Origin of the sequence: Photorhabdus hindustanensis, assembly GCF_002968995.1 — a bacterium.
In the GTDB taxonomy this organism is placed as follows: Bacteria; Pseudomonadota; Gammaproteobacteria; order Enterobacterales; family Enterobacteriaceae; genus Photorhabdus; species Photorhabdus akhurstii.
The window spans coordinates 25,666-49,671 of record NZ_PUWT01000023.1 but is presented as its reverse complement, the minus strand read 5'-3'; the positions used below and the strand labels follow the sequence as shown (position 1 = coordinate 49,671).

At 41.2% G+C, this 24,006-nt stretch carries 28 protein-coding genes and 1 pseudogene; 12 read left to right on the top strand and 17 right to left on the bottom strand.

What is annotated here, in order from left to right; genetic code table 11:
• Positions 1–2 precede the first annotated feature (2 nt).
• Positions 3–605: an FMN-dependent NADH-azoreductase gene (locus C6H66_RS09195; RefSeq protein ID WP_105395404.1), complete on the top strand. Its 603-nt coding sequence runs from the start codon at positions 3–5 to the stop codon at positions 603–605.
• 76 nt (positions 606–681) lie between these two features.
• Here the strand turns inward: C6H66_RS09195 and C6H66_RS09190 are convergent, their stop codons facing one another.
• The 4 genes from C6H66_RS09190 to C6H66_RS09180 are packed head-to-tail and all read right to left on the bottom strand — an operon-like array spanning position 682 to position 3,844.
• Positions 682–1,008, bottom strand: coding sequence for a YdbL family probable chaperone protein (locus C6H66_RS09190; RefSeq protein ID WP_036806356.1), 327 nt, complete (start codon positions 1,006–1,008; stop codon positions 682–684).
• Positions 1,009–1,021: 13 nt separating this feature from the next.
• Positions 1,022–1,219, bottom strand: coding sequence for a YnbE family lipoprotein (locus tag C6H66_RS09185; RefSeq protein WP_036775603.1), 198 nt, complete (start codon positions 1,217–1,219; stop codon positions 1,022–1,024).
• Positions 1,216–1,962, bottom strand: a complete 747-nt coding sequence (locus C6H66_RS26720; protein WP_248000639.1) for an intermembrane phospholipid transport protein YdbH family protein — start codon at positions 1,960–1,962, stop codon at positions 1,216–1,218. The genes C6H66_RS09185 and C6H66_RS26720 overlap by 4 nt, the downstream gene beginning before the upstream one ends.
• A complete protein-coding gene (locus C6H66_RS09180; protein ID WP_248000638.1) occupies positions 1,952–3,844 on the bottom strand; it encodes an intermembrane phospholipid transport protein YdbH family protein in 1,893 nt (630 codons plus the stop codon). The genes C6H66_RS26720 and C6H66_RS09180 overlap by 11 nt, the downstream gene beginning before the upstream one ends.
• A 241-nt stretch (positions 3,845–4,085) precedes the next feature.
• Between C6H66_RS09180 and C6H66_RS09175 the strand changes: the two genes are divergently transcribed.
• The 3 genes from C6H66_RS09175 to C6H66_RS09165 all read left to right on the top strand — a co-directional run bounded on the left by C6H66_RS09175 (position 4,086) and on the right by C6H66_RS09165 (position 6,475).
• The gene (locus C6H66_RS09175; protein ID WP_036806359.1) at positions 4,086–5,090 is read left to right on the top strand and encodes a 2-hydroxyacid dehydrogenase; all 1,005 of its coding nucleotides are present in this window, start codon (positions 4,086–4,088) and stop codon (positions 5,088–5,090) included.
• Positions 5,091–5,111: 21 nt separating this feature from the next.
• Complete coding sequence (hslJ, locus tag C6H66_RS09170; protein ID WP_036775598.1) at positions 5,112–5,528, top strand: heat shock protein HslJ; 417 nt, start codon at positions 5,112–5,114, stop codon at positions 5,526–5,528.
• Positions 5,529–5,854: 326 nt separating this feature from the next.
• Positions 5,855–6,475 carry a hypothetical protein gene (locus C6H66_RS09165; protein WP_046394574.1) on the top strand — a complete coding sequence of 207 codons (621 nt, stop codon included), beginning with the start codon at positions 5,855–5,857 and terminating at the stop codon, positions 6,473–6,475.
• A gap of 68 nt (positions 6,476–6,543) precedes the next feature.
• Here the strand turns inward: C6H66_RS09165 and C6H66_RS09160 are convergent, their stop codons facing one another.
• The 4 genes from C6H66_RS09160 to C6H66_RS09145 form a co-directional block, all read right to left on the bottom strand.
• On the bottom strand, positions 6,544–7,185 hold the full coding sequence (locus C6H66_RS09160; RefSeq protein WP_046394573.1) for a hypothetical protein: 642 nt from the start codon (positions 7,183–7,185) through the stop codon (positions 6,544–6,546).
• 188 nt (positions 7,186–7,373) lie between these two features.
• Positions 7,374–7,805, bottom strand: coding sequence for a YcgN family cysteine cluster protein (locus tag C6H66_RS09155; RefSeq protein ID WP_046394572.1), 432 nt, complete (start codon positions 7,803–7,805; stop codon positions 7,374–7,376).
• A 24-nt stretch (positions 7,806–7,829) separates the two neighbouring features.
• Entirely contained in the window at positions 7,830–8,486 is a 657-nt protein-coding gene (locus tag C6H66_RS09150; RefSeq protein WP_046394571.1) for a fumarylacetoacetate hydrolase family protein, read from the bottom strand.
• A gap of 264 nt (positions 8,487–8,750) precedes the next feature.
• A complete protein-coding gene (locus C6H66_RS09145; RefSeq protein WP_036775587.1) occupies positions 8,751–9,023 on the bottom strand; it encodes a YcgL domain-containing protein in 273 nt (90 codons plus the stop codon).
• Positions 9,024–9,163: 140 nt separating this feature from the next.
• Between C6H66_RS09145 and minC the strand changes: the two genes are divergently transcribed.
• The 3 genes from minC to minE are packed head-to-tail and all read left to right on the top strand — an operon-like array spanning position 9,164 to position 10,956.
• Entirely contained in the window at positions 9,164–9,847 is a 684-nt protein-coding gene (gene minC / locus C6H66_RS09140; protein ID WP_105395403.1) for a septum site-determining protein MinC, read from the top strand.
• Positions 9,848–9,870: 23 nt separating this feature from the next.
• Complete coding sequence (gene minD, locus C6H66_RS09135; protein WP_036806371.1) at positions 9,871–10,683, top strand: septum site-determining protein MinD; 813 nt, start codon at positions 9,871–9,873, stop codon at positions 10,681–10,683.
• Between the two features lie 3 nt (positions 10,684–10,686).
• A complete protein-coding gene (minE, locus tag C6H66_RS09130) occupies positions 10,687–10,956 on the top strand; it encodes a cell division topological specificity factor MinE (protein ID WP_036775580.1) in 270 nt (89 codons plus the stop codon).
• Positions 10,957–11,099: 143 nt separating this feature from the next.
• Here the strand turns inward: minE and rnd are convergent, their stop codons facing one another.
• Positions 11,100–12,227 carry a ribonuclease D gene (gene rnd / locus C6H66_RS09125; RefSeq protein WP_046394570.1) on the bottom strand — a complete coding sequence of 376 codons (1,128 nt, stop codon included), beginning with the start codon at positions 12,225–12,227 and terminating at the stop codon, positions 11,100–11,102.
• Between the two features lie 90 nt (positions 12,228–12,317).
• A complete protein-coding gene (gene fadD / locus C6H66_RS09120) occupies positions 12,318–14,006 on the bottom strand; it encodes a long-chain-fatty-acid--CoA ligase FadD (RefSeq protein WP_036775576.1) in 1,689 nt (562 codons plus the stop codon).
• 353 nt (positions 14,007–14,359) lie between these two features.
• Between fadD and C6H66_RS09115 the strand changes: the two genes are divergently transcribed.
• Complete coding sequence (locus C6H66_RS09115) at positions 14,360–14,893, top strand: GNAT family N-acetyltransferase (protein WP_046394569.1); 534 nt, start codon at positions 14,360–14,362, stop codon at positions 14,891–14,893.
• 97 nt (positions 14,894–14,990) lie between these two features.
• Here C6H66_RS09115 and C6H66_RS09110 read toward each other — a convergent pair whose 3' ends face one another.
• The 4 genes from C6H66_RS09110 to yoaA all read right to left on the bottom strand — a co-directional run bounded on the left by C6H66_RS09110 (position 14,991) and on the right by yoaA (position 18,854).
• Positions 14,991–15,572 carry a Slp family lipoprotein gene (locus tag C6H66_RS09110; RefSeq protein WP_105395402.1) on the bottom strand — a complete coding sequence of 194 codons (582 nt, stop codon included), beginning with the start codon at positions 15,570–15,572 and terminating at the stop codon, positions 14,991–14,993.
• A 95-nt stretch (positions 15,573–15,667) separates the two neighbouring features.
• On the bottom strand, positions 15,668–16,363 hold the full coding sequence (tsaB, locus tag C6H66_RS09105) for a tRNA (adenosine(37)-N6)-threonylcarbamoyltransferase complex dimerization subunit type 1 TsaB (RefSeq protein ID WP_046394567.1): 696 nt from the start codon (positions 16,361–16,363) through the stop codon (positions 15,668–15,670).
• A gap of 230 nt (positions 16,364–16,593) precedes the next feature.
• Entirely contained in the window at positions 16,594–16,911 is a 318-nt protein-coding gene (locus C6H66_RS09100; protein ID WP_105395401.1) for a helix-turn-helix domain-containing protein, read from the bottom strand.
• Positions 16,912–16,940: 29 nt separating this feature from the next.
• Positions 16,941–18,854: a DNA repair helicase YoaA gene (gene yoaA / locus C6H66_RS09095; RefSeq protein ID WP_105395400.1), complete on the bottom strand. Its 1,914-nt coding sequence runs from the start codon at positions 18,852–18,854 to the stop codon at positions 16,941–16,943.
• A gap of 100 nt (positions 18,855–18,954) precedes the next feature.
• Between yoaA and C6H66_RS09090 the strand changes: the two genes are divergently transcribed.
• The 4 genes from C6H66_RS09090 (at position 18,955) to C6H66_RS09075 (ending at position 20,989) form a co-directional block, all read left to right on the top strand.
• On the top strand, positions 18,955–19,299 hold the full coding sequence (locus tag C6H66_RS09090; protein ID WP_040150513.1) for a RidA family protein: 345 nt from the start codon (positions 18,955–18,957) through the stop codon (positions 19,297–19,299).
• Positions 19,300–19,662: 363 nt separating this feature from the next.
• A complete protein-coding gene (locus tag C6H66_RS09085; RefSeq protein WP_105395399.1) occupies positions 19,663–19,995 on the top strand; it encodes a helix-turn-helix transcriptional regulator in 333 nt (110 codons plus the stop codon).
• 31 nt (positions 19,996–20,026) lie between these two features.
• Positions 20,027–20,395, top strand: a complete 369-nt coding sequence (locus C6H66_RS09080) for a HipA domain-containing protein (RefSeq protein ID WP_046394563.1) — start codon at positions 20,027–20,029, stop codon at positions 20,393–20,395.
• Positions 20,396–20,752: 357 nt separating this feature from the next.
• Positions 20,753–20,989 (top strand): hypothetical protein, encoded by a 237-nt coding sequence (locus tag C6H66_RS09075; RefSeq protein ID WP_046394562.1) that lies wholly within the window; start codon positions 20,753–20,755, stop codon positions 20,987–20,989.
• 227 nt (positions 20,990–21,216) lie between these two features.
• Here C6H66_RS09075 and mdtI read toward each other — a convergent pair whose 3' ends face one another.
• From mdtI to zwf, 3 genes and pseudogenes are all read right to left on the bottom strand, one after another.
• Entirely contained in the window at positions 21,217–21,549 is a 333-nt protein-coding gene (gene mdtI, locus C6H66_RS09070; RefSeq protein WP_036775564.1) for a multidrug/spermidine efflux SMR transporter subunit MdtI, read from the bottom strand.
• Between the two features lies 1 nt (position 21,550).
• Positions 21,551–21,967 carry a multidrug/spermidine efflux SMR transporter subunit MdtJ gene (gene mdtJ / locus C6H66_RS09065; protein ID WP_105395398.1) on the bottom strand — a complete coding sequence of 139 codons (417 nt, stop codon included), beginning with the start codon at positions 21,965–21,967 and terminating at the stop codon, positions 21,551–21,553.
• 473 nt (positions 21,968–22,440) lie between these two features.
• A pseudogene (gene zwf / locus C6H66_RS09060) lies at positions 22,441–23,914 on the bottom strand (glucose-6-phosphate dehydrogenase).
• Between the last annotated feature and the right edge of the window lie 92 nt (positions 23,915–24,006).

Here is a 24,006-nt window from a genome sequence, read left to right as displayed (position 1 = left end):
AAATGAGTAAAGTTCTGGTTCTTAAATCCAGCATTATGGCGCAGCATTCACATACTAACCAAATGGCAGATTTCTTCATTGAAAAGTGGCAAACCAATCATGCTGATGACACCATTAGGATACGTGATCTGGCCGCACAACCCATTCCTGTTCTGGATAATGAACTGGTTCATGCATTACGTCCAAGTGGCAGTGAAATGACTACTCGCCAACAAGAGGTATTAGCATTATCTGACGAACTGATTGCGGAATTGCAGGATAATGACATTATTGTTATCACTGCGCCGATGTACAACTTCCACATTCCAACCCAACTGAAAAACTATTTTGACCTGATAGCCCGTGCTGGCGTGACTTTCCGTTATACCGAAAATGGCCCTGAAGGTCTGTTAAAAGACAAACGGGTAATTATCTTGACCAGCCGTGGCGGCATCCATAAAGACGGCCCCAGTGATCTGTTAGTGCCTTATTTGCGTCTGTTCCTGAATTTCATTGGTCTCACTGATGTAGAGTTTGTTTTTGCCGAAGGTATAGGGTTAAGTCTTGATGCAGCAAATCAAGCGCAACAAACTGCCCGTGAAGTTTTAGCAGCAATAGCTTCCTGACAGCCACGTTTTTGTTCATAATTCATACATTATCTATATTTATATTGCTGTTTTTTGCGCGTCATTCGACGCGCTTTTATTTCTTCAACCATTTACCATTAATACCAAGCACATATTCACCAGGTTCAGCTCTGTTCACCAGTTTTTCGCCAGTAAGTTTAGCCACTTGTTCTGTAGAAATATTATTGCCAGCCGCAATTTCTGCGTATTTTTCCTTACGGGCCCGATTAATCTCTGCCACTAAAGCCTGTGCCTGACTATCTGCTTTTACTATAGCCAGATAACCACTGAACGTTTCACCCACCAGCCCTTCCTGCTTTGCTTCATTCAGGGTCATTCCTCCCACAAAAGGGCTGAACAATACACTTGCCAATAACAATATTCCCGTACCTGTTATCTTCATAATGCTAATCCCCCTAGAATAAACCCGTGTTATTCTTGAGCATCTCTTCAACTTGCCTGTCTACTTTTATCTGAATTTCATGCTCAATTTTGACATTCATATTAATATTAATGGGCTTCTCAGGTGTTGCCACTTCAAGGCGTATACAACCTGACAATATTAAAGATCCCATTGATAGTAAGAACAGCTTTGTTCTGGTTCGTTTTGTCATTTATCACTCCCATTTAATACAGATATATTCTGCTGTAACCAATCTTCAAGATTGTTGCCAAACCGTAAGCTACGCCATAAATGAAAGATATTCTCTTCATGATGGTAATTCAGCTTGACTTGCCGTTTTTTATCCCTTAATGAATTAACACCTTGAATTTCAGCATTAAGTGTCAAACCCCCTAAATTATTAAGACTGACTTGCGCCCGTAAGCGACTGATTTCTAAATAGCGTAACCAATCCATAGCGGCACCGGCGGAAATATTATCTTTGTTAATGGAATCTACCGTATCTTTATCCAGACGTAAGGTCATATGGTCGATATTGGTAATCCGACCTTGCTGAACTATCCAGCGTTCATTGTTAATAAACAACGGCAATTTTCCGCTGATTTTGCCGGACATCGCAAATTGTTTAACTTTCAACACAGTAAAAAGGCGACTTAGCTCCAATTTATCAAGCGTCAAAATAGCCGGATGATGCTGAGGAAATCTTAATTTATCTAGGTTAATACGCCCATCCAACATACCTACATTCACATTAGTCAATTCCAGCGGCTTTTGTTCCGATGGCGGATAAAATCCCTGTAAATCCGCCGTTAAATTATGCATTTCAAACAGATTATTAATTGTTTTCACTCGTAGCTGAACCGGCGATTTAACACCAAATTGCCAGATACTATCTTTCAGCCGCCACGGTAAGACAAAATTAAGGCCACTGATTTCACCATCTTTAAGCCACATGCTGCCATTTTTTTACCACCCAGTGCCCTCCCGCGACAAAACCTTGCCCTTGTGTGGCAGAAAAAGCGGCTTGTGCATAAAGATCACCTGAGCGCAAGTTTATCCCTAAATCTTTAGGTACCAACGGCTGAAATGCAAGTAAGGATTGAGTAGGCCAACGCGCTTCACCACGCAATCTTGTTCCATCCCAACGACTGTAAAAAGGGATCGGGCCAATATTTCTTGATGAAAGATCACCATTAACAATAAAGTTGTTCGGGCTTTTCCCTGTCAATTTTGCTGTCAGTTCAGTGGGGGGCAGAAAGCCACCGGACCGAAACGATATTTTCTTCGTTGCCAGTCGTAACTCACCCTTAAAGGTGGGAGATTTCTCTGAACGTTGCCATTCCAATGGCTTTGTTAACTGTAGACGCGGCGTATCTACCTGAATCATGCCGTGTTTAATAACATTAAAGCCGGTAACCATTTCGTTGACGCTAATCAATGTGTCACGCCAGCGACCTTTTCCAGCGATATCCCATTTAGCCTGTAGTGACGGCAAATCGCCATCTCCCCAATAGTTCCAACGCCAATAGCCTTTATCCGGCATAAAATTCTCGGCATGACCATCAAGATGCAAACGGAATTTTCCCCAATCACGGTGTTGTGCATTAACAATCGCCTGTAACCGGCCAGTAAAACCTTCACGTGTCAGATAAGTTCCCGCTAACGGTGATCGAGCATCTTTAACAATAAACTTATCGGACAAACGCCCCCAAGTCCGAAACAACGAACCTGACTGGAAAGTCATTCTCGGATTAACCAGCGGACCACTAATTACCGCAGGCAATGACATAGCCATAATCATATCCTGCACATTAATCTGACCTGTTAATTGAAAAGGAAGTTGCATATTTAACGAGTTTATCCGGCCCGGTTTTATGGTTAACACTATATTCGCTTTACCACGTTTCCCCTGCGTGACCAAATTTATACGGCCACTAATCAGCAGGTTATCCAATCCTTGTTGCCAATGAGCAATCTTAATATTCACTCCACCCGCAAGAGGTTGTCCCGCACTCGTCCATCGCCATTTACCATCAGTAATATCAAACTGGTCTTGGTTAAACTGCCAAGGTAATTCAGCCAAAGGTACTACCGTCCCCTCTTCTCTGATAATAAGTTTGCCGGATTTCCCTTGCCAACCTAACTTGATATTTAGCGGGTGCGTATATTGACTGGCAATAATTTTACCTTTTACTTCACCATGAGGAGGTAGTTTGTCCACATTAAGTGGTAAAGTCACTTCACCATTAAGGCTGATTTCCTGTTCTGGTAATTTAATTGCCAGTTGGTCAATAAATAACGATTCCTTACCATAAATATGCGCTGACAATTTAACATTCTTTCCCTGATAACTCAGTTTTTGCCCCTGAGGAGAGGAATTGAATTTTAGCTTTCCGGCAAAATCTTGCCAGGGATGAAAAGAAAGATTATCCACAGACAAACTTCCTTGTGGAATAAGAGCTAAAATATCAGCAACAGACAATGGAGCAAGGCCCTGAGTAGATTCGGGCAACTGATTTAGGCAATGGATATCTCCATTAATATCTGCGGCATTTAATTGCCAATGATAACTGTTATCTATCTCTGAATATGGGTAACTAACAGATAATCGCGATACACGAATGAGCCTGCAATCTTTCATCTGCAATGAAATATCAGCCAGTTGCAAAGCCCCATTTTTCCATTCTGGTTGTTTCAATGAAACCGTCATACCTGGAGGTAACCAATGACTGGTGACTTTAGGCAGCCAATGAGGAATAGAAAACCATCCCGCCGCCATCAGCAATACCAGCAACATCAGTATGGTAATGAATATCTTTAACCCTTTGGTTATCAAGTTCTTTCCTCTCCTTATTAAGTCTTAGATCGGTTACTTCTATTGTTATTCCATAATTTAGCAGACAAACCTTAAACTAAGATATTGATTATTAAGCAAATTGTGTTGAACATATAGGGGAACAACAAGCAATACACTTATAGAGTTAATTAATTTATTGGTTTATTTAACCCTTTACGTCAGCAATAATTTAAGCCCAAAACAATTTATTAGCTACTTAAATTATAGCGGAGATAATCCCATGAAATTAGTCGTTTACAGTACCAAACAGTATGACTATAAACATCTGGAGCAGGTCAATAAAAAGCTCGGATTTGGTTATGATTTCGAGTTTTTCGACTTCCCTCTCAGTTCAAAAACTGCCAAAAACGCTATTGGCGCAGATGCTGTTTGTATTTTCGTCAACGATAATGCTGACCGTGAAGTGCTTGAAGAATTGGCTGAAATGAATATAAAAATCCTCGCATTACGTTGTGCAGGTTTTAATAATGTTGATCTGGATGCGGCTGAAGAATTGGGTATTCAGGTTGTACGGGTTCCAGCCTATTCTCCTGAAGCTGTTGCTGAACATGCCGTCGGATTAATGTTGTGCTTAAACCGCCGTATTCACCGAGCTTATCAACGTACCCGTGACGCCAATTTCTCTCTTGAAGGCTTAATTGGTTTCAATATGCACAACCGTACAGTAGGAATTATCGGAACCGGGAAGATTGGTATTGCTACCTTACGTATTCTTAACGGATTTGGTATGCGTCTATTAGCTCATGATCCCTACCCCAATCAAACTGTTTTAGAGCTCGGTGCTAAATATGTCGATCTGGATACGCTGTATGCACAATCCGATGTCATATCCCTTCATTGCCCGTTAACACCAGAAAACCATCATCTGCTGAATGAAGTTGCTTTCAGCAAAATGAAAAACGGCGTAATGATCATCAATACCAGCCGAGGGGCTCTGATTGATTCCGCGGCAGCCATTAATGCATTAAAACAACAAAAGATTGGCGCTCTGGGTATGGATGTTTACGAGAATGAACGCGATCTCTTCTTTGAAGACAAATCTAATGACGTAATTCAGGACGATATTTTTCGTCGCTTGTCTTCATGTCATAACGTGCTGTTTACCGGTCATCAGGCATTTCTGACAGAAGAAGCCTTAACCAGTATCAGTGAAATTACGCTGGGAAATATCCAGCAATTACTCAACGGGAAAAATTGCCCGAATATTGTTAGTAAGTACCCTTAAAATAATATATAGGAGATAAACATGAAAAAAATATTACCTTTGGCAACAGCAACTTTATTGTTAGCCACATTCCAAGCTTCAGCGACAGAAAACGTGTCAGTTAATGATTTACAACATCACAAATTTGTCCTGGTGAGCGTTAACGGAGAAGGCGCGCAAAATCAAGATGGTCGCGTACCAACTATTGAGTTCGGTGAAAAAATGCATATTTCTGGTTCCATGTGTAATCTCTTTATGGGTCAAGGCAAACTGAAAAATGGTGTACTGACCGTTAAAAACTTAGCCAGCACTCAGATGCTTTGTTCTGATGATAAATTAAATCAATGGGATTACCTGATTGGTAAAGTATTAGCCGATGGCGTTAAAGTGAAGTTGAAAGGTCAAAAACTGACACTATCTCACTCCGATAATACATTGGTTTATAAACTGAAAGATTAAGTTCAGTAATTAAAAAACTCATTTATAAAGTTAGCATTAGACATTTAACAGAGTGAAATTCCTTGAATGGACTCAGGATTAAACTCTGTTTGTCCAAGTGTTTTATGTTTTATTTAGGTGCCGAAAAATACTTTTCGGCACCTCTAGATATAATATCTAAGAATAAATTTATCACTGACATTGATCTTTTAAATATTATAGGAGAAAAAATCGACAAAAATAGATAATGTAATTTACTTTTAACTTATTCCTTCCAATTTAAATAAAGAGTTATACGCTTTTAAATTTAATAGATAGTTTACTAACTAAATAAAAGGAAATAATTTATGTCTAATATTACATCGACAGATATTCAATTTATCGACCTCATGAACGAAATGCGTCAACACGCAAAGCATATGTTAAATGACTCTAAAACTGAACAATTTGTGCCATCGACACCTGAACTCCAGGCATATGCAAAGATACTTGGGGAACAATATGAAAGTGTAGATATTACCGAAAATAAGGAAATAGACGGTATTATTAATCAATTGAAAGATTCAGTGAAATCTGGTGCTAATTCAACAACAAACGTTTCCAAGGCAAGTGTAACTGATAGCACACAGAAATATCAGGAAGCAATTGCCGCTGATCCAGACAACGCAGACCAAGACTGGATCGATAACATGAATAAATCTCGTCAAAGAACCAAAGATGAGAACAACAGACAAATTGACACAAGTTACGATAAAGCCATTCAATTTGGGTTACAATTTCCTAACGCCAGAGCAGCAATCCAAAGTTTTATGGAAAAAACTAATGCATTTTTCTCCAGTTTGTTTGGCAGGCTTTCAAATTTTATACTTGATGCAGCCAGGCAACTCTCTGAATGGATAAGCAGAGCATGGGAATCAATTAAATCGTTCTATGATAAAATTAATGCTTGGGTTTCCGGTGCTTTGTAATTAACTAATAATGGTTCGAATTAGCTCGAACCATTATATTCACCTCAGATACAACCTGGAAAAATTAATTACTTATTAGGCAACTTGATTCTGGAAATAATCGCCAGTCTATCCATATAATATTCCGCATTACCCCATAACCAACTCTGCTCTTTACTGACATCATCTTCAGCTAAAATACTTCTTAACTCACAGGTCATAACATCATAACCGTAAACATAAAGCCCAAACTGTAACGCCTCATACATTCTGGCTTGCCAAAAAGAGGTGCCTTCTATTATTTGACTTATATTTGAAGCAACAACATCATAGGTTTTAATCAGATAGTGGAAAAAAATTTTAGTGGCCAAATCACTTAATGCTGCTTTATGCTGCGGTTTCCTCGTTCGCCACACAAGTATCTGCGAAGCGGGACGACAATTAAGCACCAGGTCACTTATTACAATCACTTTATTGTAATAAACCACTTCTTTTGTTTCATCACTAAGTAACGCTAATTCAAAGTAAGGTTCATCTATATCATCCAAATCTAACCGGTTATCAACCCTGATCAACCGGTAACCTGGAGGAAAAATGAGTTCATCCACATCATGCACAATATTTGTACCAGAGGAATCAAGAGCATCATACAAAACACGATTGAACTCTAACTCACTCAATTGGATGAAATCATTGGTAATCTTTTCTATGTTTCCCACATGTATTGGCATACTTTATGCCTCCTATAATAGACCACAGGTTCAATTACCTAATGGTAATAGTATAGACGCAATTATATACAATCAACCTTTAGTTTATTCTTGGCGGATACACCCATTGGATAGCTTAACTCTGGAGTAAGCCCCAACGAGGGAAACACAGAAAATAATTTGTTAAATTATAGTTAGTTAGAAAATTGTTAAGGTTTATTAATGATATGATCTTCCCACTCTACAACATCAATTTCCCGTACAGCGATATGCCTAACTGAAATTCTTTCGCTATGCATTGCTGATTTGGAACCTTTAATCAGAGGATGCCACGGTAACAATGACTTCCCTTCTTCAAGCAAACGATATGCACAAGTCTTCGGCAACCATTCGAAAGTCGGCAAATTATAACGGGTTAGCTTGATACAATCCGGCTCATATCTGAAACGCTCTTCGTAATTTTTGCATTGGCACGTTTTTATATTGAGCTGATTGCAAGCAACATTAGTAAAATAAATTTCATCGGTATCATCATCCATCAATTTATGTAGGCAACACTGCCCACAACCATCACATAATGATTCCCATTCTTCATCCGTCATCTGATCTAGAGCTTTTACCTGCCAGAAAGGCTGAGACATAACTTCTACTATTCCTTATATTATTCAAATCACCCTAGTAGTGAGTGAATTATCATTCAGAGTAACCTTTAACACATCACCGGCTCTCAGTGCTCCAACACCTTCCGGTGTGCCAGTGAGAATCACATCCCCCGGCCGCAAAGTGAAAAAGTGCGACATATGGCTGATCAGGGGAACGATTGGTGTCAGCATATCACTGCTATCGCCGTTCTGCCGTAGCTCATCATTGACTGTCAGTGAAAACTGGACATTCTGTGGATCACCAAAATGGCTTATTCGAATAAACCCAGATATCGGGCAAGAGCCATCAAACGCCTTACTTTTTTCCCACGGTTGACCTGCTTTCTTGAACTTAGATTGCAAATCACGCAAGGTGAGATCCAACGCAACAGCAAAACCAGCGATCGCGGCGCTAACTCTCTCTTCATTTGCCTGTTTCAACGGTGTACCAATCAGCACAGCCAGTTCAACTTCATGGTGAACGGCGCCAAAATCCTTTGGAATTGCAATTGGCTGATGTATATCACACAGCGCAGTTTCTGGCTTAATAAAAACGACTGGCTCTTCCGCTGGCTGAGTTCCCATCTCTTTAATATGTTTAGCGTAATTACTACCAACGCAAACTACTTTATTGACAGGAAGATCCAGTAATGCCCCCTGCCAGTCTCTGTGTTGATACATATTCGTTCCTCACTCTGGTTTATTAGGCAACACACCCATAATTATAGCACTTATTGCCATATCTCATCGGCCACCATGCCAAGACTCATCGCAAAATAAGGAGCACAGGAAACGGAAAGAGGTTACCGCTATTCAAAGGAAATTTTTCCTCTAAAATACAAACCTGATTGTTGTCCTTTAAAAGCACGGCTCACTGTGAATATTGTGGTGGTTAATAAAACCGCGATGACGATTAACTTTGCTCATCAAGCTCTTGGATTCTTCTTATTTTTCCATCTGATTCAGATGTGCATTCATTAAGTTTTCAACCGGAGGTGGGATTTGCAGGTAAAAACCTTGCTCAATTAACGATATTTTTACCTTTTCTATATCAGCGCCTGCCAGTTTCTTTCTGTCTGCCAGAGAGATCATCATTGTATATTGAGGCTGACCAAAACTTTTCAGTAGCTCTTCGGGGACGCGAGAGAAATTATCTCTTTTTTCAACATAAAGGTATGTTTGCTCTCTTTTCGGGCTTCTGTAGATCACACAAATCATTATAATAAACTCTTTTAAATTCAGGTCACAACTTGCTTGAATAATTCAGTAATTATAACATGTTTATTGTATTTCAAAATATCGTATCCCAGAGGTTGTTCTGGGGTGATCTCAAATTTGCTGAATCTGAGTCAGGATAGATGTCACAGTCGCCAATTGAGCTAAAAGGCAGTAATTTTACGCTTTCGGTTGTTCATTTACACAGTGACCAACCAGAAATCATTCTACAGGCCCTACAGGAAAAAGTGGAACAAGCACCGGATTTCCTGAAAAACGCGCCTGTTGTTATTAACATCTCCGCTCTGCCGGCAGACGCTGATTTGAAAGCGCTGCATCACGCTATTGATTCAGCTGGATTCCGTATTGTCGGAATAAGTGGTTGTCGTGATGAGCAACAACGCAGAGCGGTAATACAAGCATCCTTACCACTACTAAGCGAAGGCAAAAAACAAAAAGCCTCAGCAAAGGAAAATAAACCGGCAGAACCTGAGATTAAAAAAACTCGCGTAATTAATTTACCCGTTCGCTCAGGTCAAAGGATTTATGCCCAAGGCAGTGATCTTATTGTCACCAGCAATGTAAGCGCCGGCGCCGAGTTGATTGCCGACGGCAATATTCACATCTACGGCATGATGCGCGGTCGAGCGTTAGCCGGTGCATCCGGTGATCAGGAGTGTCTGGTTTTTTGCACCCATTTAAATGCAGAACTTATCTCTATCGCAGGGCAATATTGGCTCGGCGATAAAATCCCGACTGAATTAGCAGGAAAAGCCGCAAAACTTAGCCTGGTAAATAATGAATTAACTATTGAACCTTTAATCTAGCCCTTTTAATAAGGAATCACTTCATGGCACGCATTATTGTTGTTACATCAGGTAAAGGTGGCGTTGGCAAAACCACTTCAAGCGCGGCCATTGCTACCGGCCTTGCTCAAAGAGGTAAAAAGACCGTCGTTATCGATTTTGATATCGGCCTGCGTAACCTCGATCTGATTATGGGATGTGAACGCCGCGTAGTTTATGACTTCGTGAACGTTATCCAAGGTGACGTCTCGCTTAATCAGGCATTAATTAAAGACAAACGTACCGAGAACCTTTATATCTTGCCTGCATCACAAACCCGCGATAAAGACGCTCTCACCCCTGAGGGCGTTGAGAAGGTTTTAGTTGATCTGGACAAACAAGGTTTCGATTTTATTATCTGCGACTCCCCGGCAGGGATTGAAAGTGGCGCGTTGATAGCACTCTATTTTGCTGACGAAGCGATCATCACAACAAATCCTGAGGTCTCTTCCGTACGTGATTCGGACCGTATCCTGGGTATTCTGGCTTCTAAATCTCGACGAGCTGAACGGGGTGAAGATCCCATTAAAGAGCATCTGCTATTAACTCGCTATAACCCAGGCCGGGTGAGTCGTGGTGATATGCTAAGTATGGAAGATGTTCTGGAAATTTTATGCATTCCTTTAATCGGTGTTATTCCAGAAGATCAATCTGTACTGCGTTCATCTAACCAAGGGGAGCCAGTTATTCTGGATACAGAATCCGACGCAGGAAAAGCGTATACAGATACTGTTGAACGTTTATTAGGAGAAGAACGTCCTTTCCGTTTCATTGAAGAAGAGAAAAAAGGCTTCTTAAAACGCCTATTTGGGGGGTAAAACATGGCCTTGCTAGATTTCTTTCTGTCGAGAAAAAAGACGACAGCAAATATCGCTAAAGAGCGGTTGCAAATTATCGTGGCAGAGCGCCGCCGTGGTGATTCTGAGCCTGCTTATCTGCCTGATATGAAACGAGATATCTTGGCGGTAATCTGTAAGTACATACAGGTAGATCCAGATATGCTCTCTGTGCAATTTGAACAGAAAGGTGATGATATTTCCGTGCTGGAACTTAATATAACATTACCTGAGACAGAAGAAGCTCAAAAATAACACAGAAAGGCAGCTGTTTTATCACTACCGCCATCAAAGTAACCAAGCTCATTATATTATATGGCAGTCTGAGGTGGGGTAACCCTAACGGGAACCCCTTTCTCGCGCTTTAGCCTAGCATCAAGCTAATGCTCTGATATGGATTAATCAGGATAGTTCGCCAGAATCTCTGCAACAGGTTTAGCCAGCAACTCTCCCCGCCATCCACTAAGCAGCTCAGGCTTGCCATTTAATTGTTTCAATTTCCAATGGGCACTGAGTAATTGATTAATCTGACGACGAGATGCCAATAATTCAGAATTAAATCTGTGCTGCTCACTTACCTGATGGATCAGTGCCTTAATATCCTTAAACGCTTTACGATAACCAGGTTGATCAATCAGGTTCGTCACTGGCGGCGGGCATTCGCTTTCTGGAATATTTCCACTTTCAGCAACCATTGCCAATAGACGACGACCATGACAACGAATCTCCTGCCCACTTAACCCTAACGCATCCAACTCTGCCAAAGAAGTTGGCATATAACGTGCTACCTGCCACAGGTTTTCTTCACGAATGACGAAGTTCACGGCTAAATCACGTTCTCTGGCCTGATTCAAACGCCATGCGGCCAGTTTTTTCAAACACGCAAGCTGTTGAGGACGTAATTGACAGATATTGCCTATCTGCTTATAAGCACATTCTGGTTCTAATATCTCTTTACGGCGTCGGCTGATAAGCTGACACTCACCGGTCGCAGCCTCCATATATCCGGCCTGCGCTGTTGCAGTCATCAGGATATCCGCCAAAGGCAACAGATAATAAACATCCGCTGCCGCATATTCACACTGTTTTTCACTTAACGGGCGAGCAAGCCAATCAGTTCGAGATTCGCTTTTATCCAGCTCGACATGAATATATTCAGCCACCAGCGCGGCAAAACCACATGAAAGCGGGTGTCCAATAAAAGCCGCCAGAACCTGAGTATCAACCATCGGTTCAGGCAAACATTGAAAAGCGTTCAGAAAAACTTCCAAATCTTCACTACCAGCATGCAACAGCTTCAATATTTGAGGATGAGTAATTAACTCACGGAAAGGTTGCCAGTTGGTGATATTAAGTGGATCAATCAGAGAAAGTTGTTCGCCATCATACAGTTGTATCAAACCTAATTGTGGGTAATACGTCCGTGTGCGTACAAATTCAGTATCCAATGCTACTTTTGAGTATTTTTTTGCCCTTTCGCAAACTTGCTGCAACTGAGCATCTGTGGTGATCAACTGATAATTCAAAACATAGTTCTCTTAGCCATTCATGGAATAAGCACGACAACGCCGGCTGATACCGGCGTTGTCGTGCTTATCAATATTATGAAGAGGATCTCAGGCTATAGCTACATTCCTGACCTTTTCCTCTTCATCACGCAGTTCCCTGCGAAGAATTTTACCTACATTAGACTTAGGCAATTCATCCCGGAACTCAATGATCTTCGGTACTTTATACCCTGTTAGATAACGACGGCAATGGGTTCTAAGCTCATCCTCGGTCAAACTAGGATCTATCCGAACCACAAACACTTTGACAGTTTCACCGGAACTTTCGCTTGATACACCTATAGCTGCTGACTCTAGCACTTTAGGGTGAGCTGATACAACATCTTCAACTTCATTAGGATACACATTGAAACCAGAAACCAAAATCATATCTTTTTTACGATCTACGATATGAATGGAACCCTGTTCATTAACATTCGCAATATCACCCGTTGCTACCCAACCATCTTTCAACACTTCTTCTGTTGCATCAGGGCGATTCCAATAACCAACCATCACCTGTGGTCCACGTATCCACAATTCTCCCTGCTGGCCCATCTCTACCTCATTACCATCATCATCCACAAGTTTGATTTCCGTTGAAGAGACCGGGAAACCAATACTGCCAGTATAATGTTTCGAGTTATAAGGATTACAGGAAACCAAAGGTGAACATTCTGTCAGACCATAACCTTCAAGCAGATTGGTGCCTGTCACTTTTGCCCATTTCTCAGCAACCGCTTTCTGTACCGGCATACCACCACCAACAACCAGACGCAGCGTAGAAAAATCAAGCTTCTTAAATTCTTCATTATTCAACCAGGCGTTAAACAACGTATTTACCCCGGTGACAGAAGTGAACGGATAACGACCTAATTCTTTAGCCGTACCCGTAATATCACGCGGGTTAGTGATCAGAAGATTACACCCACCCAAGTAAATAAGTAACAAGCAATTCACCATTAACGCAAATATGTGATAAAGAGGCAACGCCGTAACAATCAGCTCTTGGCCTGCACGTAATAATGGAGAATAAACCGCTTTTGCCTGTTCAAGATTTGCCAATATATTACGGTGAGTCAGCATAGCTCCCTTAGCTACGCCGGTAGTGCCGCCGGTATATTGCAGAAAGGCCAAATCATTACCGTTAATCTCCGGTTTTACATATTGCATGCGATAGCCCCTCTGTATCGCACAACGGAATGAAATGGCATCAGGCAAATTATACTTCGGCACCAACCGCTTAATGTATTTCACCGCAAAATCGACCAACGTACCTTTAGGACGAGATAGTTGGTCGCCCATACGCGTCAAAATAACATGCTTAACTTTAGTATTAAAAACGATCTTTTCCAATGTATGGGCAAAATTGGAGACGATCACAATAGCGGAAGTGCCGCTATCATTAAGCTGATGTTCAAGCTCACGCGGCGTATACAGCGGGTTTACATTTACAACAATCATACCTGCACGCAGAACACCAAACAGTGCAACGGGATATTGCAGCAGGTTTGGCATCATCAGAGCAACGCGATCTCCTTTACTTAATCCCAAACCATTTTGCAAATATGCTGCAAATGCCCGACTACGCTCTTCCAACTTACGGAAGGTCATAATCTCACCCATATTGATAAATGCAGGTTGATCTGCATAGTGCGCTACGGCATTTTCAAACATCTCAACCAATGATGCATAACGATCCGGGTCAATTTCCGCAGGAACATCCGCCGGATAGTGTTTTAGCCAGACTTTCTCCAAGGTAGTACTCCTGAAATTTTAATTGCTATGTTATCACTCGCCTAATAAATAACGCACGCCTTGATTTAACAAATTATTAACTCAGCGTACCAGTTTAAAAAAGAAACATTGTTCAGGTTGAGATACACATCACTAATTTCATGTTAATCCTTATACATAAAAACAAAGAGAATGGTGTCGTCTGTGAATTATTTTTAATTATCAGTATATTATTGCTCTAGTTAATATTTAACTTAGTAGCTATTGGTTATACATTGACCTACTTATTTTTTGCTTAAGATAGCATTTTTGAAATAGCATTTATTGCTTTCGTCTATTCCAATACGCTATTAGAAATATAATGGTAATAAAAAATGATTATAAATAACATTACAGTCAGAAGGGCAACCTATGAAGATAGTGCAACTATCAGCAATATAGAGCGCCAAGCAGCTTCTCTTTTTCCAGAAAAACTCTTACCAAAAGCACTCGGTGACCAAACCCTATCCACGTATGAAATTGAATCAGGTATTCAGGAACAGCAACTTTGGGTTGCTGAAAGTGATAAAAAGCTGGTTGGATTTGCGCTAATCCGACGTTTAAATCAATTGATGCTGCTAGCTGAGATTGATGTGTTGCCAAAATATAACGGGCAAGGTATTGCCAGTACCCTACTTAGCTTAATCATTGAGCAATTAGAACGGAACAGGGAAACCGCTCTTTATCTCACAACTTTTCGTGATTTTATGCCAAGCCGCAAATTATATGACAAATTTGGTTTTGTCATACTGCAATCGGATGATATTCCTAATGAACTACGGAAAATTCTGGCAGAAGAGATAGCTGCGGGTTTGGGGGCAAGAATTGCAATGAAATTAACGATCAACCCAAAGATAGATAGGAAATAATAGATAAATTACCGCCACATATTATTGCGGCGGCTCAAATTGGAAATAAAGTTACAATGTCACAAAGTCTATATCGACAATCCCGATTAAGATAACTCTATCTGGTCAAAATAGTCTCAACAGGTGCGGGGTCGGGGTAATACCAATTCCATCCCCAACCTGAATAATATGGATAGCCATAATAATTCCAAGGCCCCGGGCCATAAGGCATCAATACTCGCTGAACAACTTTCCAGCGTTGATAGCCCATCGCATTAATCACAACATAATCATAATCCGCACAACCAATTTTTCCCTTTTTTAATCCCATTATCGGACCTACGATAGTGACGTAATTTCCTTTAAAATCGTCAGGATCAAGGAAATCATTAATATAAACATAGATACGGCCAAGGGAAGGCTCATCTAGCTCTGGACTAGCATCCGATGCTAATGGCAATGATGATATTTCCAGACGAGTACGGTGATTTTCATTCACTACACTAAGTACCTTGCCGCCGAATCGTCCTTCCTGACCGATAAACAGCTCAGGCGTACTCTTAACAGAAAGTAGATCTTGAACAGGTGTTGGTGACGTTCCTTTTACTGAATCAGGAACGGTAATACAGCCTGTAAGCATTACAGCACCTAACAAAATTAGCGCCTTAATACTCGTCCGGTAGTTTATTACTCTTAACATAACCACCTTCTCCTGAAAATTGTCCCAATCATTAAGTTTAAAATAACTCTGTCTATTCGATACTCTCTTTTACTACAAGTTTCATAAATCGATACTTAACGGCCTGGTAATTTTTTCCAAGTAACTTCATTACGCAAGTATACCGGTTCAGCATGTTCAACGGCCGTTACCTCACCGTTTTGCCACATCTGTATCGCCAGAGGCAACATATCTTCAGCATGAGGTAATGTGATTCTGCTATCAGTTAGCGCTAAATGACTTGCCATCAACTGAGGATAAGCCTGCCAGCCAGTACCAGCAACTACCCAATCGCCACTCAACGAAGCCATGAATGCCTGTACCTGTTCCGGCTTCAACACGGCTTCTGTTTCACTTCCTTGCCATTCACCTTGCTGATTACGGATATGTTGCCCCCAGTAAACTTCCCCCATCCGAGCATCAATGGCGGTTAATACCTGAGTTGCACCTAGCAGACGAAAAACACCTTGAGCCATTGCATTGAGCGTTGACACACCAATCACCGGCAGTTCAGCTCCAAGAGCCAAGCCCTGAGCAATACCGACACCAATACGTACACCGGTAAAACTACCCGGCCCACGGCCAAAAGCTAAAGCATCAAGCTGCTGTAAACTCATCCCGGCTTCTGCCAGAACAGATTGAACCATAGGTAAAATACGTTGCGTGTGTTCACGTGGAGAAATTTCAAACTGTGCCAAAACGGCACCGTCATTCCAAAGAGCAACAGAACAGGCTTCCGTTGCAGTATCAATAGCCAGAATTCGTACAGGCATGCCTTAAGCACCTCGGCAAGAAATATAATCCAAAATAAGGCGCTATTTTATCATAACCCTGTCGATTTTACCCAGTTGGCAGCCATATGAAGGCCATTACCCTTTGCCATATGTACACAGGGTAATTGTGTCTTTATGAATTATCAGATAGAAAAGAAATTCAGTTTACCTGTACTCCATCGCTTCCTAACGTGATTTGCTATTACAATATGGAGCGATTCTTAATCATGTCACGCGATAGCCTGAATTCCGTTCTTCTTAACTATCGTAAGCAACCTCAGGGCTGGACCTCCGGTTTTTTTTGTTCCACGCTCCCAGTCTGATATAAGATTTTTGCTCACATTCAAATATCGGGCAAAAACAGGCTGTGACAAATGCTCCCGCTCACGAAGAGAACGTATTTCCTCTGGAGAGAGCGATTCTATGGGAGTCAAACAGGCAGCATCAAACTCACGCATGGTTTGCTTATTGACAGCCCCTATTTCGCTTAGTGCCTCCATCGTTTCGTGAATTGCAGCAAACGCATCACTACGATATTTTTTAACCATATTTAGTCACCTCCGAAAAATGACCTTTTTTAATTAGGAGATTGCCGGGCTTGCAGGAAAGCGACCGCTTTCGTTAAATCTCGGGTTCGTGGTGAAGGTGGCAAACTATTCAAAAACACTTCACCATATGGACGCATCACTAAACGATTATCACAAATGACAACAACGCCATAATCATCAATATCACGAATAAGCCGCCCGACTCCTTGTTTCAGGCTAATAACCGCATCCGGCAACTGAACTTCGTTAAATGCATCGCCACCTCTAAGTTGGCAATCTTCAATACGGGCTTTTAGCAGTGGATCATCCGGTGCCGTAAAGGGCAATTTATCGATAATGACACAGGAAAGCGCCTCGCCGCGCACATCGACACCTTCCCAAAAACTGCTGGTTGCCACCAATAAAGCGTTGCCGGCGGCAATAAATTGCGAAAGTAGCTGACCTTTGCTGGTTTCACCTTGAACCAAAACCGGCAATGTCATATTGGCACGGAACTCTTCGGCCAGACCGCGCATCATCTGGTGTGAAGTACATAAAAAGAAACATCGGCCTTTATTGATTTCAATGAGTGGTTTGAGCATCTCTGCCAACCATTTTGCACTACCAGGCTGATTTGGTGATGGTAGATGACGGGGAACGCAAAGTAGTGTCTGACTTTGATAATCAAATGGACTTGGCAGTAATAACGTTTTCGCCTCTTTTAAACCTAGCCGTTCAGTGAAGTGGGAAAGTTGCTCATTAACAGAGAGTGTAGCTGAGGTGAACACCCAACAACCTGATTGCTCATTAATTATTTCACTAAATTTGTCGGCAACAGACAGCGGTGTGAGTGCTAAAAGAAAATGGCGACCATAACTTTCAAACCAATAGCTATAACCGGGGATAGTCACCTCTTTCAAGCGTTTAAGACGATTACGATAAATTGTTGCCCTTTCAAATGCCGCATCCAACATGACTGAACGCCCTAAAGATAATTTCATCACGTCATAACAAAGCTCAAGCGCATCATCAAGCAATACTAATGCTCGCTGGACTTGCGGATTTTGCAATAGTTCCCGCAAATTACCCCGATAACCGTTCTCTCCTAACGCCAGCCGGAAACCTTGAGTGCTCTGACTCAGACGATCTGCGCTCTTTTGTAATTGAACTTGATCCCGAACTTCCGTGCGATACGCCATAATGATGTCTCTGGAGAGATCCATCAGTTGGCGGCTACTTAATTGCTGACCAAAATATTGACTGGCGATATCAGGGATTTGATGTGCCTCATCAAATATTTTGACTTCTGCTTGCGGGATCAACTCGCCAAATCCCGTTTCTTTCACCACCATATCCGCCATAAATAGATGATGGTTAACAACAATAACATCCGCCTCCAGTGCCCGGCGGCGAGCTTTGAGAACAAAGCATTCCTGATAACGCGGACAATCACTACCCAGGCAGTTATCGTTCGTACTGGTGACCAACGGCCAAACCTGGCTATCTTCCGCCACTTGGTGACAAGTACTGATATCACCCTCTTCAGTTTGTGAAGACCAGCCTCTTAGCCGAACAATATCTGCCAGAATTTCTGCTTCCAATTGCCCGCCCCCAAAAGAGTGCTGTTCCAACCGTTCCAAGCACAGATAATTTGCACGGCCTTTCAACAACGCCAATTTACCGGTGAAATTAATCGCTTCAGCGACGGTCGGTAAATCACGATTATAGAGCTGATCCTGTAATGCCTTAGAACCTGTGGAAATGATAACTTTCTGCCCAGAACGCAACGCGGGTGCTAAATAGGCAAATGTCTTACCAGTTCCCGTACCTGCTTCTACGACCAATTGTTGATGGTTTTTAATCGCACACTCAATAGCCACTGCCATTTCTCTTTGAGCATCACGAGGTTTAAAGCCTGTTATTGCTTTAGCAAGGGCGCCATTTTTCGCAAAATCGTCTGACACAAATCGTCTCTTTCAATAGAATGGATGGAGATTATGCCAATAGTATGTTCTGATCACCACCCAAAATCAGGCAGATAGTCATTCACAGAAAGGAGTATCCATGACAATTGAACGCATTGATCCACAGGATCGCTGGTCTGAAGCAGTAGTTTACAATAAAACTATTTACTACACCGCCGTACCGGAAAATCTGGATGGTGATATTACTGAGCAAACAGCAAATACGTTAGCCGCTATTGATATCATGTTACAGCGTCTCGGTTCTGATAAAAGCAAAATTATCGACGCCACTATTTTTCTAGCTGATGGAAAAGAGTTTGCTGGCATGAATGCTGCCTGGGATGCATGGGTTGTAGCAGGAAATGCACCAGTACGCTGCACCGTTGAAGCTAAACTAATGAACCCCAAATATAAAGTCGAAATAAAAATTATCGCAGGTATTTAATATTAATTTTGGGATATTCCCTATCGCCTCCATTTATATTTTAATTATATGGAGGTTATTCAGAATATCCCAATAGATGTTACTAATGTAAATAAAATATAACTTTCTCCATTAATTTAGTTACAATAACATTTTAAAATAAAATATTAATCGACATTTTCATTAACTATATTATTCATTGTTTTAAATGGAATGTTATAAACTCAACAACTCTAACCTTCCTCTTATGCCTTGAACTATAAGATGTGACCATTATAATGCTCATCTAATATTGACATTCTCATTTTGACAAACCATGATGATGACCATTATAGTGTTCATTAAGGCCATCAATGACCACTATAATGGTCAATAGGAGGAAGTATGTTAAAACATAGAGCCTATTCAAAATTCTCCCAAGAGGCAGTTATGTTACTCGGAGAACAAATCAAGTTAGGTAGAAAACAACGCCATTGGTCAGAAAAGAATTTGGCAGAACGTGCTGGTATATCCAGAACCACGCTACAAAAAATTGAAAATGGGGATATGGGTTGCTCCATAGGATTAGCATTTGAGCTGGCCAACCTTGTAGGTATCAACTTGTTTGACAATGATAAATTTCCTATCTCAACACGTATAGAACAAACAAGAGGTAAATTAGTTTTATTACCACGGCGTATTCAGGAAGAAAGGAGAGAAGTATACGATGATTTTTAACAACAAAGAAATTGTTTAGTCCCAACATTTGATGGCTAGTTATGAAAAATTTGCCGAGATTATACGATATCGTTTCACTAATCCTCAGAAAACATCAGAAGAATTATTTTCACGATTAACCCCTGCTTACGATATATGCCCTCAAGGTAGATCGGGTAATGAAGCATCTCAAGCAATGTTAATAGTCGGAAATAAAAATCTAAGTCAATTACAAACTTGTTTGGAAACTGCTCATAACTTTAACATTTCAGAGAAAAAAGCAAAAGAAATCTTTAATAGACAAATATCAATAATCCAAGATAATTGGAAAAATATCTGTGAAGAAGCTGAATTAAGTGAAATAGATAAAAAGTTGCTCTGGCATAGACAATTTTTAAATCCATTTTCTATAGCTTTTTGAGAACCTTAGGAACCTGTACATAAATTCATTATAACGGGCCAAAATACCTACTTTATTTTAGCAATAGCCCTTAATGATTCATTTTTGAAATATATATTATGTTTGAGTTTCTGACAATATTCTGGTGATCAATGTAAATAAAATAATTTCCAATATTGCTTATCACAAATAGCGTTAATTTCATCTGGCAGAGTTAACTCACCAAATGGATTTTCTATTATTTACCTTTTCAAGGTTGAATTATACTTATGTGTCGTCCATACTTTCTAATAAGCAAGTCAGTGTCGAGCCACTGTTTAGTGAATATAAACAAGGTCTAATCTTCAATAACTCTTATCACTTGGTATGGAGCATTCTATGGATGTCTGTTCAGGTTGTAATGATTCCCTTCATGATTCAGTTGTTGCGGAAGTAAAAGGCAAGATCTACAAAAGTTGCCCATGTTGTTCCGCCTCAATGGGTCAACACGTTTTTTATCGCTATGAAGACTTTGGCATGAGGGATATGGGTGATGGTCGCCATATCGTCCAATCTTGGTGTCCTGGTTGCCGTTTGAAAGATGGAAATAAACCAGATATATGTTTTACCTGCTAAAAGTCGTTTTATTCATATCTGCTGGTATGCAAAATAGTTACATACCAGCAGATAATATAAGAAATAAACAATAAAATTGGTTATTAAAAACTAAAGCGGGAGGAGTTATACAGTATTTAATCAAAATACCTGAGCAGAGAAAAAAATAGTTATAAGCGCATCAGGAGCGACAAAATTAAAACAATCTCTGTGAATCATACTCCCCCCAGATTGGGTTACTCCACGACTTAAGCCATCTTGATCATCACCATGCCCAACAGCAACAAGGCAATTCCACCCCAACCTTTACAATTCAAACGCTGATTAAACATAATCCAGCCAGCAGCAACCGTCGCAATAATACCGAAAGCGCCCCATAAGGCATAAGCAATAGAAAGCTCAATTCCCTTCACTGCCTGAGCAAGCGCACTAAACGCCCCAAGGACAGCAATAAGCGAGAGAACACCCATCCAAGGACGTCTAAAACCATTAGAAAGTTTCAGTAAAATATTCGCTAAAATATCCAACGCGACAGCAAGGAATAAGAACGCCGCATGCCACCATTCAAATTGTTGCAACATGTTATGCCTCCTTTATTTTACTGTTTTTGGTTGTTGCGACACTGACAGCCTTATTTGCCATCTGTTTCATTACCTCTGCCGATTTTTTAACTGCCGCTTTTCTAGTGCCGGATTTAATCAACATAATTCCTGTTATCAGCAGAGCCAAACCACCTACTTTCATCAATGACAGTGATTCACCAAACCACATGACACTAAAAACAGTAATAAATAAAATGCCAACCCCTTCCCACAAAGCGTACGCAACGCCTAATGCCACTTTTTTCACCGCCATTGCCAGCAAGATATAGGATGTGGCGATCATGATGTACATAACAGCCATGCCAACTACACCACCGGAAACGCTGGCATGTTTCATCGATAAGGTACCGATAACTTCGGTAACAATTGCCATTGCAAGGAATAACCAATAAATCATTTTCTTTCTCCTGACCACGTAAATACGCACGTCAAGACGCAAGCTAATAAATGATCTAACCCATCTATGCATGAGATGAGAAATAATAACCTGACGTTTTGACGAAATAGAAATACCGGTTGAGAACCGGTTAACAGGAGTCAGACGCTATAATGCACCACACCAGTAATGCTCACTGGATAAAATGGCAGAAAGGAAAAGCACGTGGGTGGAACTTTGAAACTTGACGCTTTTGGCGCTGTTCATGATATCTCATTCTTTCATCGCACTGATATTCCGCGCGATATACGAAGAATCCTCATAAATAGTGTTAGTGTTCCTATTACTTCTACCATACGAAATAATAGAAAGCAACCACTCAATTTTGCTCATTTTTTATCTGATAAACAGAGTTGATATCAACATAAGCCCTTGTTGATAACAACCCAAGCCGCTTACAGCGCGGCTTGAGCTTCAACAGAAAGGTTTATCAATTACTCAAACTCATTCCACGAACGACCATCGCGAGTGATCATAGCAACAGAAGCAACCGGCCCCCATGTTCCCGCCTGATAAGGCTTAGGCGCATCATTATCCGCCGCCCATGCATTCATAATAGAATCAACCCATTTCCAAGCTTCTTCCACCTCATCACGACGAACGAATAGCGCCTGAATACCCCGCATAGCTTCCAGCAACAATCTCTCATAAGCATCTGCCAATGGAATATGGTTAAACGTTTCAGAGAAACTCAGATCCAGCTTAGTGGTTGCAAACGATGCTTGTGCTCCAGCCCGGGCTTTGGTTCAGAACTTCGATATCAATACCTTCATCCGGTTGCAGACGAATCGTCAGTTTGTTCTGCGGTAGTTGCTGATAAGATTCAGAGAACAAATTCAGCGCGGGTTTTTTGAAGTAAACCACCACCTCAGAACATTTCGTTGGCAGACGTTTACCCGTTCTCAGATAGAAAGGCACCCCGGCCCAACGCCAGTCATCAATATCGACACGGATAGAAACAAAAGTTTCCGTCCGGCTGGACTTGTTCGCCCCCTCTTCCTCCAGATACCCCGGTACCTTGTGCCCTTGAACAAAACCGGCAGTGTATTGACCGCGTACTGTTTTCTCCCGCACATTCGTGTGATCAATACGACGCAGAGAACGCAATACTTTTACTTTTTCATCACGGATACGGTCTGTCGTCAGATCTGCCGGAGGAGACATAGCAATCATGGTCAATATTTGCAGCAGGTGATTCTGAATCATATCGCGCATTTGCCCAGCTTGGTCAAAATAACCCCAACGGCCTTCAATACCGACCTCTTCAGCTACCGTAATTTGTACATGATCAATTGTCCGGTGATCCCAGTTATTCACAAATAGGGAATTGGCAAACCGCAGTGCTAATAGATTCAATACGGTTTCTTTACCCAGATAATGATCGATACGATAAACCTGACGCTCATTGAAATATTTTGCTACTTCATCATTAATGGCTTTAGATGATTCAAGATCAGTCCCTAAAGGTTTTTCCATCACAACCCGGTTTGGCTCTTTATTTAACCCGGCAAGGCCCAATCCGTGACAAACCGAACCAAAAGTGCTTGGCGGCATGGCAAAATAGTGAATTGCTGGCTGGTGCCCTTGATTAAGAATCGCTTTCAGTTTGGCAAAATCTTCCTTTTGATTAACATCCAGATTGCAGAACGCCAAACGTTCACTCAATGTCTTCCATAACTTTGGATCTAATTTTTCCGGCAAGAACGTATTTAAAGCTTCTTCAACAACCTTGGTATACGCCTTTTTATCCCAATCAGCCCGGCCAACACCGATAATTCGGGTTTTTGGGTGGATATAACCCGCTTTCTCAAGCTGGTAAAGGGAAGGCAATAATTTCCGGCGAGCCAAATCCCCTTTAGCGCCAAAAATGACTAAATCACAAGCCTGAGCTGTAGAAGTAACCGCCATATGTATCTCCTCATTGCGGGATATTGTAATTTTGTTACAGCATTAACCAATAATGTACTCTTTTGACTATGGCGCGTAAACAGCGATAACGA

Coding starts and splice junctions, on each gene's coding strand:
- C6H66_RS09195 (WP_105395404.1), top strand. CDS start 3: ATGAGTAAAGTTCTGGTTCTTAAATCCAGCATTATGGCGCAGCATTCA.
- C6H66_RS09190 (WP_036806356.1), bottom strand. CDS start 1,008: ATGAAGATAACAGGTACGGGAATATTGTTATTGGCAAGTGTATTGTTC.
- C6H66_RS09185 (WP_036775603.1), bottom strand. CDS start 1,219: ATGACAAAACGAACCAGAACAAAGCTGTTCTTACTATCAATGGGATCT.
- C6H66_RS26720 (WP_248000639.1), bottom strand. CDS start 1,962: ATGTGGCTTAAAGATGGTGAAATCAGTGGCCTTAATTTTGTCTTACCG.
- C6H66_RS09175 (WP_036806359.1), top strand. CDS start 4,086: ATGAAATTAGTCGTTTACAGTACCAAACAGTATGACTATAAACATCTG.
- hslJ (WP_036775598.1), top strand. CDS start 5,112: ATGAAAAAAATATTACCTTTGGCAACAGCAACTTTATTGTTAGCCACA.
- C6H66_RS09165 (WP_046394574.1), top strand. CDS start 5,855: ATGTCTAATATTACATCGACAGATATTCAATTTATCGACCTCATGAAC.
- C6H66_RS09160 (WP_046394573.1), bottom strand. CDS start 7,185: ATGCCAATACATGTGGGAAACATAGAAAAGATTACCAATGATTTCATC.
- C6H66_RS09155 (WP_046394572.1), bottom strand. CDS start 7,805: ATGTCTCAGCCTTTCTGGCAGGTAAAAGCTCTAGATCAGATGACGGAT.
- C6H66_RS09150 (WP_046394571.1), bottom strand. CDS start 8,486: ATGTATCAACACAGAGACTGGCAGGGGGCATTACTGGATCTTCCTGTC.
- C6H66_RS09145 (WP_036775587.1), bottom strand. CDS start 9,023: ATGATTTGTGTGATCTACAGAAGCCCGAAAAGAGAGCAAACATACCTT.
- minC (WP_105395403.1), top strand. CDS start 9,164: ATGTCACAGTCGCCAATTGAGCTAAAAGGCAGTAATTTTACGCTTTCG.
- minD (WP_036806371.1), top strand. CDS start 9,871: ATGGCACGCATTATTGTTGTTACATCAGGTAAAGGTGGCGTTGGCAAA.
- minE (WP_036775580.1), top strand. CDS start 10,687: ATGGCCTTGCTAGATTTCTTTCTGTCGAGAAAAAAGACGACAGCAAAT.
- C6H66_RS09115 (WP_046394569.1), top strand. CDS start 14,360: ATGATTATAAATAACATTACAGTCAGAAGGGCAACCTATGAAGATAGT.
- C6H66_RS09110 (WP_105395402.1), bottom strand. CDS start 15,572: ATGTTAAGAGTAATAAACTACCGGACGAGTATTAAGGCGCTAATTTTG.
- tsaB (WP_046394567.1), bottom strand. CDS start 16,363: ATGCCTGTACGAATTCTGGCTATTGATACTGCAACGGAAGCCTGTTCT.
- C6H66_RS09100 (WP_105395401.1), bottom strand. CDS start 16,911: ATGGTTAAAAAATATCGTAGTGATGCGTTTGCTGCAATTCACGAAACG.
- C6H66_RS09090 (WP_040150513.1), top strand. CDS start 18,955: ATGACAATTGAACGCATTGATCCACAGGATCGCTGGTCTGAAGCAGTA.
- C6H66_RS09085 (WP_105395399.1), top strand. CDS start 19,663: ATGTTAAAACATAGAGCCTATTCAAAATTCTCCCAAGAGGCAGTTATG.
- C6H66_RS09080 (WP_046394563.1), top strand. CDS start 20,027: ATGGCTAGTTATGAAAAATTTGCCGAGATTATACGATATCGTTTCACT.
- C6H66_RS09075 (WP_046394562.1), top strand. CDS start 20,753: ATGGATGTCTGTTCAGGTTGTAATGATTCCCTTCATGATTCAGTTGTT.
- mdtI (WP_036775564.1), bottom strand. CDS start 21,549: ATGTTGCAACAATTTGAATGGTGGCATGCGGCGTTCTTATTCCTTGCT.
- mdtJ (WP_105395398.1), bottom strand. CDS start 21,967: ATGATTTATTGGTTATTCCTTGCAATGGCAATTGTTACCGAAGTTATC.